Consider the following 17952-nt stretch of genomic DNA (forward strand, 5'->3'; position numbering starts at 1 on the left):
ATACAAAGGAGCTTTAAAATATGAGAATTTTAATTATTGATGATGATGTCAAACTGTGCCAGTCTCTTTCCTATAAATTAAAAAAAGAAGGCTTTTCTGTGGATATATGCCATAACGGGGAAGACGGGCTTTATCTGGCTTTCCAGAATGCCCATGACCTGATTCTTCTGGACCGAATGCTTCCGTCCATGAGCGGAACCATGCTTCTATCCAAATTAAGAGAATCCGGCAGTACCACCCCCGTCATATTGGTTACCGCTCTTGGCGAAATTAACGACCGGGTGCAGGGGTTGGACACAGGTGCGGATGATTACTTGGTTAAGCCCATTGCTTATGAAGAACTCATGGCCAGAATCCGCTGTATCAGCCGGCGTCCAAGAAAAATAGAAATTATGCAGCATATAACCTGTGGGGATGTGACCTTCCACACGTTGGAAAAAGTATTATACAGAGACAGTCTCTCCTGTTCCCTGTCTAAAAAAGAAGGGGAACTGATGGAAGTATTTCTAAGAAACCCAAACCGGGTACTCCCCCGAATGCTGCTGCTGGTAAAGGTATGGGGACCGGATGCCGAAATCGAGGATGGCAATCTGGATAATTACATTCATTTTTTAAGAAGACGCCTGGGAACGGTAAACAGCAGCCTTACCATTAAAACGATCCGGGGGATCGGATATCGGCTGGAGGTCTGAATGTTTCATAAAATTCATATAAAAATGACTCTTTTTAATACCCTTGCCACCAGTGCAATCCTGATTGTTATGTCCCTTGCCGGGCTTTTTGTGTTTGAAGGCCTCTTAACAAAAAATGAATCTGCGGTCTTTGACAAAAATCAAAATGCGATCCTGACTTATCTGGACGGACAGAATATCATTGACCATGAGAAGCTTCTTCGCCTGGCTGATAACCGGTATTATACAATTGTACTTTTGGAAAAGGGCAGGCTGCTTTTTCAAAATCAAAGCAGGCAGGATTCCATGCAGAAAGACCTCATAGACACTGCATACCAGACCGCAAAAAAGGATTACCAGTTCGATATTGCAAATCCCCCTGTCTCCAAAAGAATGGTTAAATATCTGGACTTCGGGATGTCTTCACAAAATAAAAAATATTATGTTTCCGTTGCTTCCCTGCCGAATTCCACAGGTGTATTATGCGCTGTTATCCTGTTCGACCGCTCCCAGCTGTTCTCCCAGATCTTTCAGCTGCGCCTGACATTTCTCTGCATTGACGTAACTGCGATTTTACTGCTGTATCTCTTTGCCAGGAGATTTACCAGGCAGATGCTGTCTCCAATCGAAGAAAACAGAAAACAACAGGTGCACTTTGTAGCCTCTGCCTCTCATGAGCTTCGTTCTCCCCTTTCGGTTATGCTCGCCAGCGTCACTGCATTAAAAGCCGCCGATGAGGAAGACCGTGCAGTCTTCTATGAAGCAATCGAGAGTGAGGGCGGACGTATGAAGCGTCTGATCGATGATATGCTGACTCTGGCCAATGCCGATAACCAATCCTGGTCTGTCCATTTTGAAGATACACAGCTGGATACCCTGTTACTGGATGTCTATGAGAAATACAGCCCCGTTGCAAGGAGCCGCCGGATGACTCTGCATATCACACTGCCGGATGGACCGGTCCCCCAATGCATTTGCGACAAGCAGCGTATCGAACAGGTTCTTTCCATTCTTCTGAATAACGCAATTAGTTATTCTCCCGGGGGCAGTTCCATAACGCTTGGCATTTGTCAGACCGATAACAAACTGAAACTATGGGTTGCCGATAAAGGTTACGGAATACCGGATGAATTGAAGCAAAAGATTTTTCTGCGGTTTTTCCGTGCTGATCCGGCACGCAAAGACCGGGAGCATTTTGGTCTTGGACTTTGTATCGCCAGTGAAATCATCCGTCTCCACCAGGGTAAAATATGGGTGGAAGATAATCCGGGCGGCGGCAGCGTCTTTTATTTCACACTTGCCTCCCGCATACTTTAGTACTACAGCGAACAGTTTCTTAAATTGGGGTTTAGTTGAGTAATGACGCTTTGTAGATGTAGGTAGTGTACGGAAAGATGGGTGTGGGAAACTGGCATGGGCTCCGTCAGCTGGCCGCAGAACTGGTATTTTCTAACCTTTCCGAAGCGCTTTTTGGCGGCACGCGGGCATTCGCTCCGAAATCCTGATGCATTTCGCAGCTCACTGCCCGCTTAGTATCCGATGGGAGCCAGTCGAATACTATCCACCAAAAAACACTTCGAAAAGGTAAGTAAATACTCAGCTCTGCTCTACGCTTCCTCCACCCATACCAGTTTCCCACACCCATCTTTCCGAGATAGCATTCGTTGATACAAAGCTGGTTTTCTCAGCAGGGTGGAGACCCTGGGCTGTGACAGGCTGTTCTTTATTGGATGCTGCGCAGTATGTTTCGGCTGTTTGTGTAAGAGAAGATGAAAGTTTGTTCCTTTTTCTGGTTACAGAATGAAAAACAAATTTCGTTCTCAAGATCAGTTGCTTTATGCCAATCGCGTCCGGCATGCCACAACCCCGGGGTCCTATCGTGCTGAGAAAACCAGCTTTGTATCAACGAATGCTATCTCGGAAAGAGAAGGGGGCGGACCAGGACATTGGTTTGGAAGGCGTATAGCAGAGCTGAGCATTTACTTACCTTCCCGGAGTGCTTTTTGGCGGATACAATTCGACCAGTACTGCATTGCAAAATGCAGTACTTCTCCCATCGGATTGTAAGCGGGCAGTGAGCTGCGAAATGCATCAGGATTTCGCAGCGAATGCCCGCGTGCCGCCAAAAAGTGCTCCGGGAAGGTTAGAAAATGCCAGTTCTGCGGTAAGCCTTCCAAACCAATGTCCTGGTCCGTCCCCTTCTCTTTCCGTACACTACCTACATCTACAAAGCGTCATTACTCAGCTAAACCCAAATATAAGATGAAATTGTTCGCTGTAATATTAGCGCGTGTTTTTAAATTCCTGTTTTCTATTTACTTTATATAGCTTTATGTACTATAATATTACGCGTACAATCAATTAGAGAAAGGACAAGTTAATATTATGAGAAAACCATTTATTATGCTGGGCGCTCTTTTACTGGCTGCCGCTGTTTTCACCGGATGCGGGCAAAAGGGATCAACATCTGATACGCAAAGTAATACTACGGCACAAACGGAAACAGTTAAGTCCAGTGAAACTGCCGCAACAAAAGAAGCCGGCGAAACTGACACAACTGCAGAAACCGCTACCGCTGACACCACAAAAACCACAGAGGCTGATGCTGCCGCTGACTCAACCTTACTCTCAGGCAAGCATCATGTAGAAATCACGGTGAAAGATTATGGTACCATTAAAGTAGAACTGGATGCAGATAATGCTCCTATCTCTGTAACTAATTTTGTCAATCTGGCAAAGAAAGGATTTTATGACAATCTTACCTTCCACCGCATTATCAGCGGATTTATGATTCAGGGCGGTGACCCTGAGGGAAACGGAATGGGCGGTTCCGATGAGACAATAAAAGGCGAATTTTCCAATAATGGCGTTGAAAATCCCCTGAAGCATACAAGAGGTGCCATTTCCATGGCGCGCTCCCAGGATATGGACAGTGCCAGCTCCCAGTTCTTTATTGTTCACGAGGACAGTGACTTCCTGGATGGCGATTATGCTGTATTCGGTTATGTAACCGAGGGAATGGAGATCGTAGATAAGATCTGTGAAGATACGAAGGTTCAGGACAGTAACGGAACGGTATCTCCGGAAGACCAGCCAACTATTGAGAGTATTAAGGTAGTCGATTGATCTGACTATGCTATCACTATAGCTTTCACAATAGCTTCAACTATCGATTTCATTGTGACTAGATCGTTGATCAGGTTGTTTACCTAACTATTCTTATCTGATTACAAATTACAAAAAGCGGCGTGCAAGGAATTAGTTTCCCCCGCATGCCGCTTTTTATAATTTCATAATACCATTTTGTATTTCTTTATATTGGAAAAGCTGCCGTAAATCACCTGATTTTTATTTTTAACATAAGCCCTGACTTTAAAGTAATATGTTTTTCCTTTTTTTAATCCGCTTTTTATGGCTGTTGTCTTCGTACTGGTGGCTGCCTTCTTATAAGGACCCTTTCCATTCTTCATCCATATTTCATATCCGCCTGCTTTTACTTTTCCATAGTTTAACTTTACTTTTGATGTGCGGTACCTGCTGACGGATTTTAATTTGACTTTTTTGGGCTTTGCTGCCGTATACACCTGTGATGAATATTTTCCCTGCCCTGCTTTATTGACTGCAGCAACTTTTACGGTGTATTTCGTTCCCGAAACCAGTTTTTTTATCTTTATGGATGTCTTTGTAGTTTTTCCAGCCAGACGCCATTTGCCGCTTTTATAAATATACGCCTTATAAGATTCAGCATTATTCAATTTCTTCCAGGAAACCGTCAGATAATCAGTCTCCGCTTTTGCCTTTACACCGGATACCTGTTCTGGCTTTTTTAGAGCTGGCTCTGGTGTTGGATTGGGCGTCGGTGTTGGATTGGGCTTTGGGTCTGGCGTCGGGTCAGGTGTTGGATCGGGCTTTGGATCTGGTCCCGGGTCTGGTGTTGGATCAGGCTTTGGATCTGGGTCCGGATCGGGTTTCGGCGGATCTACCGGATCCTTTAGTTGTAGCTGATCTTTTGCATCTCGCAATTGTTTGATACAATCACTGATCTCCCCATCCATTGCATTTTCATCCTGATACACCTTTTTAGCGGCTTCTAAGGATTCTATAAATAAAGCAGCGTCTTTATAAACGGTGGTATCTACCTTTCCGTATTCATCCAGAAGTGATGACAGTTCCTCTTTTGATCCCCTGATATAGCTGCTATATTGCACTGCATTCATTAACTCTGCCCACGCTCTGTCTATTTCCGGCTGGGATGCATCCTGGCGTTCTGCTATGGAGACAGCCTTATCATAAGAATCGTTCAGCTGTTCTTTTATGGCAGGAATAATCTCATCTCTGTCCAATTGCCCAGTATAAGATATTACTTTAGCAAGGTTATCTCTGCTGATATTTTCTGTCTGTATATCCTGCGGGATTGGTCCGGGAAGCCCGATCCAACTCTTATCAACTTTTTTTCTTATTTTCAGCATGGCATTCAGAAGGTATTTCTGTTCTTCATTTACAGCCCCCTGGGTTACATCATCCGCTACCAGAAGCTGGTTGGCACGAACTAAGGATACCCCCAGCTGGTCTTTGTAATTGCCATCTGCAAAACTGTTCATATCGTATTGGTTTGCTATATCAGTCAAAGCCCGGAGGTCCGCCGTCATTACTTTAGCAGGAACTTCTTCTCCTTTGATGTAAGTCAGCCTGTCAATATCAATTACCGGTGTCTCACATTCTATTTTAATCCTGTGGGAAGCTAAGTCCAAGCCGCTGATTTCAAACAATTTAATATTTATTCCAGGTTCTCCCATGCATGATACGGTCTTGACATAGGTTCCGTCAATATATATCCGTGCATTACCAAAGTTAACGTCGTGCTGTCCATACCAGGCAGCACCTGTTCCATAGAATGCCAATTCTACAGAAGCTTCTGCTTCTTTCGTATAACGGGCTCCTCCTCCATGGTATCCGTCATTTTCTTCCCTTACCCAATCTCCTGTATATACCAGTTCAGGATCATCTTCCTCTACTGTTACCGTCCCCTCAGGATCCGGTACAGGTCCAGGTCCATCCGTATCCGGTTCGCTGATTTCTACTGCTTTTACCAGCAAATAATCGCTGAAAGGGTAAGAAAATACAGCATTGCTACTGGTTACATTTGTGGCAACTACCAGATCATTTACATAATCTACGATGCGGTACAGCTTTCCGTCTTCCAGCCCTTTTAATTCGATATCCGGGTTACCGGACGGACGGTACCGATTTCCGTCTTTATAGAATGCATAATACATGACTCCGTCTTTATCCACCGTATAGGTTTCATAAGGGTCATATCCGTAACTGTATAAGTCCCCAATAAATGTCCCTTTATGCAATTGGTTTTTCTGAGCAATTTTAAGCCATTTTGCATACTCCTCCTCTTCCCAGCCTGACAAGTCACGTTTTTCAATCAGTATGGCTCCCGTTCCTATGGTTGAAGGATACCAGACTTCATTATGATCTGTCGTAACAGGGAAATAATCACCGCATAGTGCTTTATATGCCTTTACCCTTCTCCTTGTCTGATCCACAGAAGTGGGATCGGCAGTAGGCACCTGGGTTACATAGGGCAGGGAATAATAATCCTGTGGCGTTCCGCAGTTGCATAGAAGGTGAAATGCATCCGGGTCATTTGCTGTCATAGCCTCATAAACTGCCCGGTAGAACACAGCCTGCTGTTCTGTGGATTCTTCCGGGTATGCATGGTGATGGTCCTGACTGTAGCACTTTGGAAGGCTCCATACATAATCACTTTTAAATCCATCAAATCCCCATTCATTCATAGCACGGTTAATAAAATCAACCTGGCTCTGTACTGCCCCTTCTGACAAAGGACACAGCGCATAACCGCAGCTTCCCAGAAAACTGTTCCACTGTCCCGGTCCTGCCAGCTTCCCAAAGCTTCCGTCCTGGTTTTTTATAAAATACTCCGGATGCTCTTTAAATAATGCGCTGTCTTCCCTTCCACCGTCACAGGGACGCCACCACAGTACTGCAGTCATCCCCCTTTCATGAATTGCATCAGTCAGACGCCGCATGTCCGAAGAACCATTAGGAAGCTTCCAGTTGTTCAGCCCCCATTCTCCTGCGGCATTATACCAGCCATCATCCAGGGTAATCTGTTTGATTCCCATCTCTTTTAACTCGTCCAGCTTATTGATAATCAGTTCCACTGTCCAGTCAAATTCCCATCCCCAGCTCTCCCAGCGGAGATCATAGCTGCTTTCAGGAATCTGTTCCCGGGAGAGTGTGGTAAATCCTATCTGCTTCATACCATCGGCGTAACCCCGCAGCCCCGAATAATAGTCGCCTCTGTGTACATTGACAAAGCTCTGGCTGATTTCTGTTTCCCTTTGGGTAATAACTGCACCTGGATGTTTCACGGACACATAAGCGGTACCATTCCTCTCGTTTACCGGCGTAGAAAGCTGTCGCCGGGTCACACTGGCATCACCCACCGTAATACCCCCGTCTTCCCCGTAGATATCCGCCACCGGAATACCTGCCGCAGTTTGATCCTGTAAGTTTTCCCTATAGAAGCTTTCACCATCCGACAGATCTATTTTCTGTAAAGTATCGTATCGGCTCTGGGCCCCCTCACCGCCGCCATTGTAACTCCAGACTGTATCTGAGGGATTATCCAGGCTGAATCTGCTGTCTATAAATTCGTCTGCATCTACCTCTTCTTCTGCCCTATAAGAAGTGCTGATATGGAGCAGGCCTTTTACCTCATCTACCGTCTCAATGACTACCGACCGCTGAATCCCCCTGCCGCTGGAAATGGAGGTGATTGTCATCCGGCTGCCGGCTCCCGCAGCTCCGGTTACATTTTCCTGTACTTCACATTGAAAGTCTGAAAAGTCTGTTACTTCCTCCCCACCCACCACTGGATAAGAGACCTGCGAGTTCCTGGTCATAAAAGCAGTATTGCCATCATCCTCTATACAGGATAACTGCACCGTGCCATCTTCCTGAAAAAACGTCACCGATACCCCGTTTCCGGTTATTTGTGCCACCTCCCTTGGCGAGGCTTTCACCTCTAATCCGTTCCCGCCCAATGTACCTGCAAGCATTAGAAGTGCTCCCAGCATTGCAAAAGTTTTATTCTTCATCGTACTTTTCCTTTCTGATATTCAGACACGATTCAGCTACAGCCGGACCAGATAGCTTTTCTACTATTCAAGTCCGGCTGTGTATTTAATTCATTTGACTATTTCTATTTTGCTTTTACGCTGATATCTGCACTGTAACTGCCTGCAATATTTTTTTTGCCAGATTTTTTGTAAGCCTTTACTTTATAAGTATATTTCTTATTCTTTTTCACATCTTTATCTTTATAAGATAATTTACCGGCCTTTAGTTCCGCTGCCTTTCTCCAGGTCTTTCCTGTCTTTTTCATTACCACATAGCCGGAAGCTCCGCTTACCTTTTTCCAGGATATAGTCACAGATCCCCGTAAAACTTTGCTCTTGGCAACAGGTGCTGCCGGAACGGCTTTTTTGGTAATTGTCCGATTCTGGCTGTAAACTGTTTTGTGATCAATTACTTTATAGGCTTTTACGGAAAATTGGTACTTGCTTCCCGGAGTGGTCTTTTTATAAATATAAGAAACCGTTGCATTTCCTTTTATATTCTTTACGGTTGACCATTTGCCTTTATTTTTGACCTGAATAACGTAGCCGTCCGCATCCGCTGCTTTTTTCCAGCTAAGCTTAATATTCTTAGACTGATAAGGTACAGCCTTTAATGTTAACCGGACAGACTGAAATTGTAATTGTGCCAGGCGGGTTTCTGCTGCAGTTAAAACCGAATAATTTTTAACCAGGTTTTTCTGTGCAGGAGTCAGTTTGTTATATGCATTACGCGCTTCTTTTATAAGCGCTTCACTGTTCAGAGTTACCGTTTTGATCCCGTTGATCTGGTTTATCACAGGCTCTGCCGCGCGGGCATCCAATTCTGCCTGAGCAGGCAGCTTCTTCAACCCGGCAATTGCTTTCACCAAAGCGGCTGTACTTGCATCAACCTGCTGCTGATCCGCTTTTTCATTATCTGCCACTGTCTGAGCTGATTGAATGGCATCTGCCAGCACTTTATAAGTATCCGCTGTATATAAGGATGCATTTATCCCTTTTGCTTCTTTTAACTTACTCAGTAATTGCTGCTTATCCGCTTTTATTACTTTATGAACCACAAAATTAACCCAGCCATTGCTGTCTATGGATATTTTGGCTTCCTTTGTTGCCGGGTCATAGGTGACCTTTGGAGTGCTGTACTGATTGTGGTTATTACCGGAATCATACATTCCGTCTATCACTTCAATTACCGGCTCCTCTTCCTGATTCGTCAGGGTAATTACAGTATTGCGGAACTGCTCATCTCTCCTTGCCCCATCCGGCATATAATTGTTCAGCAGATACTTAGGCCACAGGTCGTTATTATCCGAATCCCAATGCTGTGTCTCTCCCGGCCCGGTAGCAATATATCCTTCCCAGATATCATCCTTATCAACAAGGAAGTTATTCAGGTTTACCTTATAAGCATTGTCTTCCTCTTTTAACAGAAGATAGGTGTAGTTATCATATTCCACATGAATATCGGTGTTGCTGTCATTGGTGGGAAGAGTTACTTCCTGTCTCATCTCCTGCTGCCATTTGCTGTTGTATGTATACCAGGTATTATCCAGTTTGTACGCATATCCGGTACCGGTATAAGTCTGGGGATAAGCTTCATCAAACAGCGCTTTCAGTTTTTCAGGTGAATTATAGGAATTCCTGATATCGGATTTTGTCAGTGTCAGAATATTTCCGTTCTTCTCCTTAAAATCTTGTATCGCTCTTGGAATAATGGATGGCAATATGCCGTACCTTCCTGTAGTCTGGGTCATGAAGGTTTTTTCATCTCCCTGTTTCCCCCCATCTCCGTACAGGGTGCCTACCACATTCCATCCCATGGAGCCTGCAAAGTTATTGAGAGATCCATCTGTGCTGTCATAGGCGATTTTAGTTTTCGTCAGCATTTCTTCCTTATCCGGTATTTTTTCATTCAGCATATAATCAACTGCTTTACTGATCGCATGATTATATACGGGTCCTATCTGGTTACGGATACCGGTTGAATTAAACGGATGTTCAAAGGAATACACCGTAGCACCACTCATAGACTCCTGGATCATACGCATGGGATAGAGCAGTTCCGGAAATGCAAATGCACCTCTGCACTCTTCCGGTCCATGGCTTCCAATACTTCCGTCCGGATTTTCATAGAGCTTCCAGTAACCCTCGATAAACCACATCCAGGAATCGATCAGGGAACCGTAATTATCGCACATATCGGAAAGCCAGGCACCATAGGTGACGCTTTCAAAGGAATTATAGCTTACGTTTGTGCTCCATGCACTTGTTGTTTTCGACATCAGAATAAGATTCTCTTTGTTTTCTTTTGCCGTATTGTAAAACCGTTCATTATTGATAATTGTCTCAACAGAATCGCCCTCATCGTTCATATCTGCAACCCAGACATACCCGCCATACTGAGCGGCCAATTCAATTTTATCCGCTATTTCGTTGCTGAGCCTTGTACGATTCCCTGCACTGTGAAGCTCGGAATATGCAGTTCCCATAAAATATTCAAAGTTCTGGTAATACTCTGCCACCTTGGCATTTGACAGATAATTACTCGTAAATGAATTACCAACCATAACGAAAAACGGGATATGGTTTTCCTCTGCAAGTCTGGTCTGTTCATCTAAAAATTCCATATGCCCCGGATAATCTACATTCAGGTAATACCCAGGATGGATGACAATTGCAGAGTATGGCTTCTGGTTCTCCGGAAGCTGATTCCAGAACGTAACGATATCATGTCCGCCCTGAATTGGTCCCGGGGTAGCTTCTGAGGGATTCATTTCCCTTGCCATGTGATGAATGATCAATGGATTCTCATTGTCTATTGTCATTCTAAGGGCTGCTTTTCCCATTACATCAACCGGTATTTCCTTTTCCAGGTTTTTGCTGGTAACGGTAAGTACAGCCGATCCGATTCCAATTCCCGCAACAGTTAATCCATCGCTGACTTTTACGATCTCCTCATTGCTGCTGACCACTTCCACTTCCTGATTATACACATGTGCAGTTCCCATTAGTACATCAACACTCAGGCTGGTAGTTTTTCCAACCTTTAAGGATATTGTGTCCGGGTTTACACTTAAGGTATCCGCCTTTACTTCACTGGTATCCCCAGTATATTCAAACGCATCCACCTCAATATAGTTCTGATACTGTATCTCAGGTCCTACCGCTTCAACGCGGAGGGTATGCTCACCAAAGGGAATTCCAACCAGCGTATAGAGGTCTTCCTGCATTACTGCTGTCCCTGCAACATTTACCCTGTCTATTTCTTCTCCATCCAGGTAAATCCTGGCTTCCCCATAATTGGTATCTTTTTGTCCGATCCAACGGATACCGGTTCCGGTGAATGTAACCTCTGCCCATGCCCCCGGTGCATTGGACTGCCTGGCATCTCCTCCAATATGGGAGTCGCCCGTTTCCACTTCCCATTTACCGGAGTATTTTACCAGGTCTGATTTGTTGTCAATCTCAACCCAGTCTGCGGAAGCCTCTTTTGCCTGGTTCTCATCCATAAGCACCTGGTCCGTCTCTGTTTCGCTCCCGGCCTCTGTTCTGCCTTCCTGTGTGCTGCCGTCTTCTGTTTGTACTGGATTTTCTGCTTCTGTCTCAACATGTTCTATGACAGAACTCTGATCTCTCAATTCAGCCGCTGCAGTGAGCGGAGTACTGAGGCATAAGCACGTTGCAGCCAATAAAGCTGTCAGTTTTTTTCCTCTCCATTTCATCTTTTTTCCTCCCTTTCGCATATCTTTATCATCAGTATAATGATTACAAATAACAAAGTACATACGATTACTTGTCACAAAAATTTACTTTTTTGACCCATGTGGGAGGAATTTTACAAAATGAAAAATAGTAGTAAAAAAATCAACTTTTTACTACAAAAATATATCATTTTTACTTACCGCTCAATACCGTCACGTGCCGCCTGTCCCTGGTTGAAGGGATGTTTAATCTTTCTTATCTCAGATACATAGTCGGCAGCATCTATCAGTTCCTGGCTAGGGGTGTTTCCCGTTATGATGACCTCAAGATTTTCCGGCTTATCTTTGAGGAAATCTAAAACTACCTTTTCATCCAGCAGTCCTGCGCTGATGGTATAAATTGTTTCATCCATAAATAGCACATCATATCCTTCTTCTTTGGCAATCTGTGTCACTTTTAAAAACTGCTGTTTGTAAAACTCCCTGCGCTCTGCCTTTTCCTCCTGTGTCATTTGAAAACTAAATTTTTCTTCCTCCAGCCCATCTATGATGCGGATATTGTCTACCTTTTCCAAAATCTTACGTTCACTGGTCTTATTGTTCTTCATAAACTGGTAAACCAGAACCTTGTACCCGAATCCTGCTGCCCTGATCGTCAGCCCCATACCGGTTGTAGTTTTTCCTTTTCCATCACCATAATAAATATGAACCAAACCTGTTCCTTTTAACATTTCCAAACCTCCTGATTTATTTTAATATATGTTCGTGCAGCATTTTATGTGGGCAATGATGTACAAACGATTCCAACGTGTTATGATTATTTATTTTACCATAAGTGTTTATAGAAAAACAGATAAAATGGGAAAACAAAAGAGCAGGAATCAGATGCCAGAACTCACCTGGCAATTATCCCTGCTCTTTCTGAGGCTATATTATAAATCCAACTTCATATCACCTGGTTTTATCCAGTTTCTCTTTCTCATAAATTCCGATACAATCAGCGTTACAATTGCAGGAAGTAAGATCTGTATCACCGCTATTTTGATTAAAACTACGGTAGATCCCTCCACAGGCGCCATAGTCTGATACGTCATGATCTGGCCTACCAGTCCTGCGGTTCCCATACCGGAACCAGTTGCATTACTGGTCATTTTTAAGATCATCGTACCAACAGGTCCTAATATGGCACTGGATAAAATTGCGGGAATCCATATAACCGGCTTTCGTACGATATTGGGTACCTGGAGCATAGAGGTTCCTATACCCTGGGCAAGAAGCCCCGCCACTTTATTTTCCCGGTAACTGGCTACTGCAAATCCTACCATGTTGCAGCAGCACCCTATGGTAGCCGCTCCTGCTGCCAGACCGGAAAGATTGAGGATTACGCCCAGTGCAGCCGAGCTGATGGGAAGTGTTAAAACCATACCCATGATTACAGATACGATAATCCCCATCAGGAATGGCTGCTGCTCTGTACCCCAGTTAATAATTGCTCCAAGTCCTTCCATAAATCTGGAAATGGGCGGTCCAACCAGAAGGCCTACCGCTGCACCGGATGCAATTGTTGCAATCGGTGTTACCAGAATATCGATTTTCGTTTTCCCGGATACCAGATGTCCCACTTCAATTGCTACATATGCGGCGATAAAAGCTCCCAGGGGTTCACCCGGTCCAGCCAGAACAATCGCCCCGTCCACCAGAACGGTGCCTGCCAGAATCTTGCCTGCAAAGCCGCCAATCATACCGGCCGTTGCCGCAGAAAGTACTACCAGCGGACTTTCTTTGAACTTATAGGCAACACCCACACCAATACCTGCACTGGTCATGGCTGCCGCCACCTTGCCCACCTGGAATAGCAGCGCTCCAATATCGCCCCCGATCAGATTTGCAATCTGTTGAATGATGGTTCCAACAATCAATGTAGCAAACAGGCCCAGAGCCATGCCGCTTAGACCATCAATGAAAACTCTGTTTAAATACCTTTTAATTAAATTCATCTTTCCCTCCCGGATCGTATTAGCCATCAATTAAGACTTTACCCTATAAAATAGTCTTTATACAGTATTATAAGTTCTTGACAGCTGTCTTGTCACTGGGGAAAATGTACCATATTTTTGATCATTAATCAAGTATTCTTTTTTCTTTTAGCTCATTTTCAATCTCATCCAGAATTTCTTCGGAATCCGCCTCGATTGTATGATAATGTACCCCATCCGTCAACGCATTGAGCGGGCGGGTCTTATAATGCTCCACCTTATTTACAAATTCATCTGCATCTCTTCTGTTTGAGATAATCAGGTCTACCATAATCTGCCCATATATTTCATGCTCTACAACCACATCCAGCATTTTCCCGCCCAGGTCAACGACACAGTACAACTCTTCCCGGGTCTGGTCTGCACGGTGTTTTACCCGAACCGACCGCCTTGCCCTTGCCGGAACTGATGTATGGTAGAGTATATAGCCCTTATTGGTAGACAGTATATTTTTATTAACCGCTCGTAAAAGTGCAATATCCTGGACAATAACCTGACGGCTGACAGACAGTCTTTTCGCCAGTTCTGTCCCAGACACAGGAACCTGGCTCTGTTCCAGGATTTTAATGATTTGTTCTCGTCTTTCTAATGTTTCCATAAATGTAAACGCCTCCGGGATTTTTGTATTTGGTATGATTATACTATGGAAACATGGCAGAGGGCAACCAATAATCCCTACATTTCCTATTTACAATAAATTTGGTTTATTGTATGATGTAACATAGAATATACTGTCGAAAGGTTGATACAAAATGATAAAAGATAAAGAAGCACTACTTTTTAAATCGCTTCAATGTTTGGCCGTTATTGTTCTCGCCTTCTTGCTCGGTTCTGCCGCATATTCGGAAAAAACAGTCTATACCGTTGCATCCGGACAGGAATCGGACTCACTGTCCCTGAAAACCAACAGTTCATCCGACTCATCGGGGACATCCAACAGTGAAGCTGAGAAAACAGGTACATTAGAACTTCATATATATGACCAGATTACAGAAAAACTCACCGAGCTTCAGGAACTGCGCATAAGTCTGGAAGAAAACTCAGGCAATGATTCCAACGAAATGAATGATACAGACGACGATCCCTACAACTCAGAACTGAATGAGTATGATTTTACAGAAAAAGAAACCACTGCCGAATATTCCAGCAGTACTACTGTCACAGAAAAAGCTGAATCCGAATCGGGATACTATAAAATTTCATCAGAAGAATCCGATACAGATTCCAAATATCAGATTTATAACAAAAAAGATACCGCAGTTATCAACTCCTCACCGGAAACCGAACCATCCACTACGGAAATTGAATCAATCATGGCTTCCCCTGAAAGTTATCTTCTCCGATATAGTGAAGAACCTTCAAAGAAATCCATTCCCCAGACTTTTGACCTGAGGGTAGGAAAAGAAGCGGGACTGACACCATTATATCTACACAAAAAGCTTCCCATCAAGCAGACCTGGGAAGAGTTTGAAGGTACACTTACCAATATGCTTGACAGCTTCGCGGGCGATTGGGGGCTTTACCTGAAAAATTTAAAAACAGGAGACGTGATCAGCATCAATGAACATCCCATGGAATCAGCCAGTCTGATTAAGCTTTACATCATGGGAACCGTGTACCAGCATATTGCAGATGGAACTCTTGAAAAAACCGAAACCATTGACCGACTGTTAAATGATATGATCACCGTAAGTGACAATGAGTCTTCCAATGAACTGGTGCGATCCCTGTCACCGACCAAAGACCACAGTGAAGGCATGAAGATGGTAAATGAATTTGTCCAGAAGAACGGCTTTAAAAACACCAAGCAGGTAAACGGACTGGCTGATCCCAGCCTCTGGGTAGAAAATGCAGTAAACCAGACTTCCCCCGCTGACTGCGGAAAACTTTTGGAAAAAATATATAAAGGAAAACTTGTTTCGCACCTTGCTTCAAGAAGCATGGAAGATCTCCTTTTAAATCAGAAAATCACTTATAAGATTCCAGCCGGACTTCCGGAAAGCGTGACAAGTGCAAATAAAACAGGTGAGGTCAGCAACTCCGAAAATGATGCTGCTATTGTATATTCCAACGCCTGTGATTACATACTATGCATTATGTCCACAGACCTGGCTGCCACCAATTCAGCAGTAAATCACATCAACAGTTTATCCTCACTGATCTATGACTACTTTAATGAATAAGCGGCAGTTTGAAATCTTGAATAGACGAACAGCAAGAAAGGAAACACATTAATATGATGCGAATATGGTTTAAGATATTTAAAGATAATAAAATGCTGCGGGATACCGTGATCTGTGATGACACCGGTGAAACCAGAACCCATAAAATTTTTAATGCCCTGGATGCCGCCTGTTATGAATTTGATCTGGGTAAGCCACTGTGGCTGGATGCAACAGTGGCTGAGTTCAAACGCCATGATAAAGCACGTTTTAATCAGGATAATTTTATTGAATCGATTGATTTTGATTATTTGGAGATACATGTTATTGAGGAATAAAATATTGACATAATTTTAAGATCTGGTTAATTACAAATTTATAACAATAATATTTATCATCTTAAAATGGGAACCTTTTTTGGGTTCCCGTTTTAAGTTTCAAATCAATTAATGTCTAATTCTAACAGAGGCTCGTTGACCCTTATATTTGAATAGTTCCTTATATGCCTTTAATTTATTTTTGGGAACAGTAATGAGCGCTTGTGTATTTATATTTTTTAAAGCATCTACACCAACCTTATCCAATCTTTTAGTTTTGATCAATATCTTTTTTAAGCTCTTACAATTTTTAAATGCCTTATCTGAGATTATGTACACATAAGACGGAATCGTTATACTTTTTAATTTCTTACAATTCAAAAATGCCCCTGGATATATTGCCTTTAATTTTTTACCAGTAGTAACCTTTTCAAGTGCTGTACAATCTCTAAACGTATAGTTTCCTACAGCAAATAAATTGTCATTCAAATAAACTGCTTTTAATCTTTTATTTCCTGCAAATGCGTTGTCTCCTACTGATTTAAGAGATTTTGGAAACTTTAGTGACTTTATATTTATGCATCCTTCAAAAGCTGATTTACTAATTGATTCTATATTATTTCCAAATTTAATACTTGATAATTTTTTACACATATAAAATGCTTCCCAATCTATCTGCTTGACATTATTGCCAATTTTAAGCGTTTTTATATATTCATTATTTTTGAATACTTTATTTTTAATTCTTATTACTAAAAAATTCGTATTATTATATTGAACCTGATCTGGAATAATTACCTTTGAGATCTTAGTGTTTACAGCCCCTACTAAAGTTACTTCATTGCCTTTCCCTTGATTTATTTTATAACGATAGTTACCGTATATAAATGTGTTGACCCACTTTACATAAATGGAGCAATCATTTTCTATATCGTTTACTTCATTCCCCCATACACTTATATATCCATTCTTTTTTATTACTGGTGGTGTAGCATTCTTCCCGTATTCTACAAATTGCGTACCAACTAAATCATATTCATTAAAAAACTGAACTTTAAATTTCTTCAAACCATTAGATATAAATTTAATGCTGTTAGCTTTACAATACATTTCCATATTACCACCAGTTTTACCGTAAATAACCAAATCAGGTGCGCAGCGTAGAAACGATTTTCCTACAATTATATCCTCATTAGTAGTTACCTTCTTCAATTTTATACAATCAGCAAAAGCGTAATCTTTTATTGTTCTAACGGTAACAGGAAATGTTATTTCTGTCAGCGATTCACATCCTGCAAAAGCAGCATCTTCAATATTCGTAACACTTGACAAATCGACCGCTGTAAGAGATTTACAATTTTCAAATGTATATCCTAGAATCGACTGAACACCAACAGGTATTTTTATATTTCTTAGTTTTATACAATTTCTAAAAGCATACATCCCTAAAGAGCTTAATCTATTGGGCATATCTATTGTAACAAGACTTTGACAATTATCAAAAGTTCCACTTTCTATAACAGTAATTGTATCAGGAAGCTTAACAGACATCAGATTTTTCCTATCTTTAAAAGCATCTACTGGAAGTATACTAATATCAGCATCAATTTTTATGCTTTGAACCTTATCAGATATCTTTTTATAAAATAAATTGCTTAAAGATTTTACCTCATATCCATCTATACTTTTTGGAACATAAACATTTGCAGATATTATATCTGCATTTTTCCAATCAAGATTTTCAATTATTGTCTTTCCGGAATCATAATCGTAATTTAAATTATAAATCCAATTATTATCTGTATCTTCTTGTGCTGATACAGTCAATCCACATATAAAAAAATATGCTATAAGCAACCATAAAAATACCATATGTTTTTTCATAATCTCTTCTCCCTAGTTTTTAGAATC

Annotated in this window: 14 protein-coding genes; 6 read left to right on the forward strand and 8 right to left on the reverse strand. The window is 42.3% G+C overall.

The window, feature by feature from the left end; translation table 11 throughout:
• The first annotated feature begins 20 nt into the window (after positions 1 to 20).
• The 3 genes from CD03_RS0120880 to CD03_RS38990 all read left to right on the forward strand — a co-directional run bounded on the left by CD03_RS0120880 (position 21) and on the right by CD03_RS38990 (position 2176).
• The gene (locus tag CD03_RS0120880) at positions 21 to 692 is read left to right on the forward strand and encodes a response regulator transcription factor (RefSeq protein ID WP_027295300.1); all 672 of its coding nucleotides are present in this window, start codon (positions 21 to 23) and stop codon (positions 690 to 692) included.
• The gene (locus tag CD03_RS36290; RefSeq protein ID WP_052377893.1) at positions 693 to 1988 is read left to right on the forward strand and encodes a sensor histidine kinase; all 1296 of its coding nucleotides are present in this window, start codon (positions 693 to 695) and stop codon (positions 1986 to 1988) included.
• A 65-nt stretch (positions 1989 to 2053) separates the two neighbouring features.
• The gene (locus tag CD03_RS38990) at positions 2054 to 2176 is read left to right on the forward strand and encodes a hypothetical protein (protein WP_255348096.1); all 123 of its coding nucleotides are present in this window, start codon (positions 2054 to 2056) and stop codon (positions 2174 to 2176) included.
• Between the two features lie 91 nt (positions 2177 to 2267).
• Here CD03_RS38990 and CD03_RS0120895 read toward each other — a convergent pair whose 3' ends face one another.
• Both CD03_RS0120895 and CD03_RS37990 read right to left on the reverse strand, forming a co-directional pair.
• Positions 2268 to 2495: a hypothetical protein gene (locus CD03_RS0120895; RefSeq protein ID WP_156042972.1), complete on the reverse strand. Its 228-nt coding sequence runs from the start codon at positions 2493 to 2495 to the stop codon at positions 2268 to 2270.
• Positions 2496 to 2650: 155 nt separating this feature from the next.
• Positions 2651 to 2848: a hypothetical protein gene (locus tag CD03_RS37990; RefSeq protein ID WP_156042974.1), complete on the reverse strand. Its 198-nt coding sequence runs from the start codon at positions 2846 to 2848 to the stop codon at positions 2651 to 2653.
• Between the two features lie 208 nt (positions 2849 to 3056).
• On the opposite strand from CD03_RS37990, the gene CD03_RS0120900 reads away from it, so the two are divergent.
• On the forward strand, positions 3057 to 3797 hold the full coding sequence (locus CD03_RS0120900; protein WP_027295302.1) for a peptidylprolyl isomerase: 741 nt from the start codon (positions 3057 to 3059) through the stop codon (positions 3795 to 3797).
• Between the two features lie 164 nt (positions 3798 to 3961).
• Here CD03_RS0120900 and CD03_RS38330 read toward each other — a convergent pair whose 3' ends face one another.
• From CD03_RS38330 to CD03_RS0120925, 5 genes are all read right to left on the reverse strand, one after another.
• Positions 3962 to 7807: an alpha-galactosidase gene (locus CD03_RS38330; RefSeq protein WP_052377894.1), complete on the reverse strand. Its 3846-nt coding sequence runs from the start codon at positions 7805 to 7807 to the stop codon at positions 3962 to 3964.
• 104 nt (positions 7808 to 7911) lie between these two features.
• Positions 7912 to 11547: a glycoside hydrolase family 98 domain-containing protein gene (locus CD03_RS0120910; protein WP_027295303.1), complete on the reverse strand. Its 3636-nt coding sequence runs from the start codon at positions 11545 to 11547 to the stop codon at positions 7912 to 7914.
• A gap of 176 nt (positions 11548 to 11723) precedes the next feature.
• Positions 11724 to 12257, reverse strand: coding sequence for a cob(I)yrinic acid a,c-diamide adenosyltransferase (locus CD03_RS0120915; protein WP_044289563.1), 534 nt, complete (start codon positions 12255 to 12257; stop codon positions 11724 to 11726).
• Positions 12258 to 12458: 201 nt separating this feature from the next.
• Complete coding sequence (locus tag CD03_RS0120920; RefSeq protein WP_027295305.1) at positions 12459 to 13523, reverse strand: PTS transporter subunit IIC; 1065 nt, start codon at positions 13521 to 13523, stop codon at positions 12459 to 12461.
• Between the two features lie 124 nt (positions 13524 to 13647).
• Entirely contained in the window at positions 13648 to 14160 is a 513-nt protein-coding gene (locus tag CD03_RS0120925) for a transcription repressor NadR (RefSeq protein ID WP_027295306.1), read from the reverse strand.
• 154 nt (positions 14161 to 14314) lie between these two features.
• Between CD03_RS0120925 and CD03_RS36300 the strand changes: the two genes are divergently transcribed.
• On the forward strand, positions 14315 to 15745 hold the full coding sequence (locus tag CD03_RS36300) for a serine hydrolase (protein ID WP_052377895.1): 1431 nt from the start codon (positions 14315 to 14317) through the stop codon (positions 15743 to 15745).
• A 53-nt stretch (positions 15746 to 15798) separates the two neighbouring features.
• Positions 15799 to 16062: a hypothetical protein gene (locus CD03_RS0120935; RefSeq protein ID WP_027295307.1), complete on the forward strand. Its 264-nt coding sequence runs from the start codon at positions 15799 to 15801 to the stop codon at positions 16060 to 16062.
• 108 nt (positions 16063 to 16170) lie between these two features.
• Here the strand turns inward: CD03_RS0120935 and CD03_RS0120940 are convergent, their stop codons facing one another.
• Positions 16171 to 17925, reverse strand: coding sequence for a leucine-rich repeat domain-containing protein (locus CD03_RS0120940; RefSeq protein ID WP_027295308.1), 1755 nt, complete (start codon positions 17923 to 17925; stop codon positions 16171 to 16173).
• Positions 17926 to 17952 lie beyond the last annotated feature (27 nt).

This window comes from Robinsoniella sp. KNHs210, assembly GCF_000686105.1.
Lineage (GTDB): Bacteria > Bacillota > Clostridia > Lachnospirales > Lachnospiraceae > Robinsoniella > Robinsoniella peoriensis.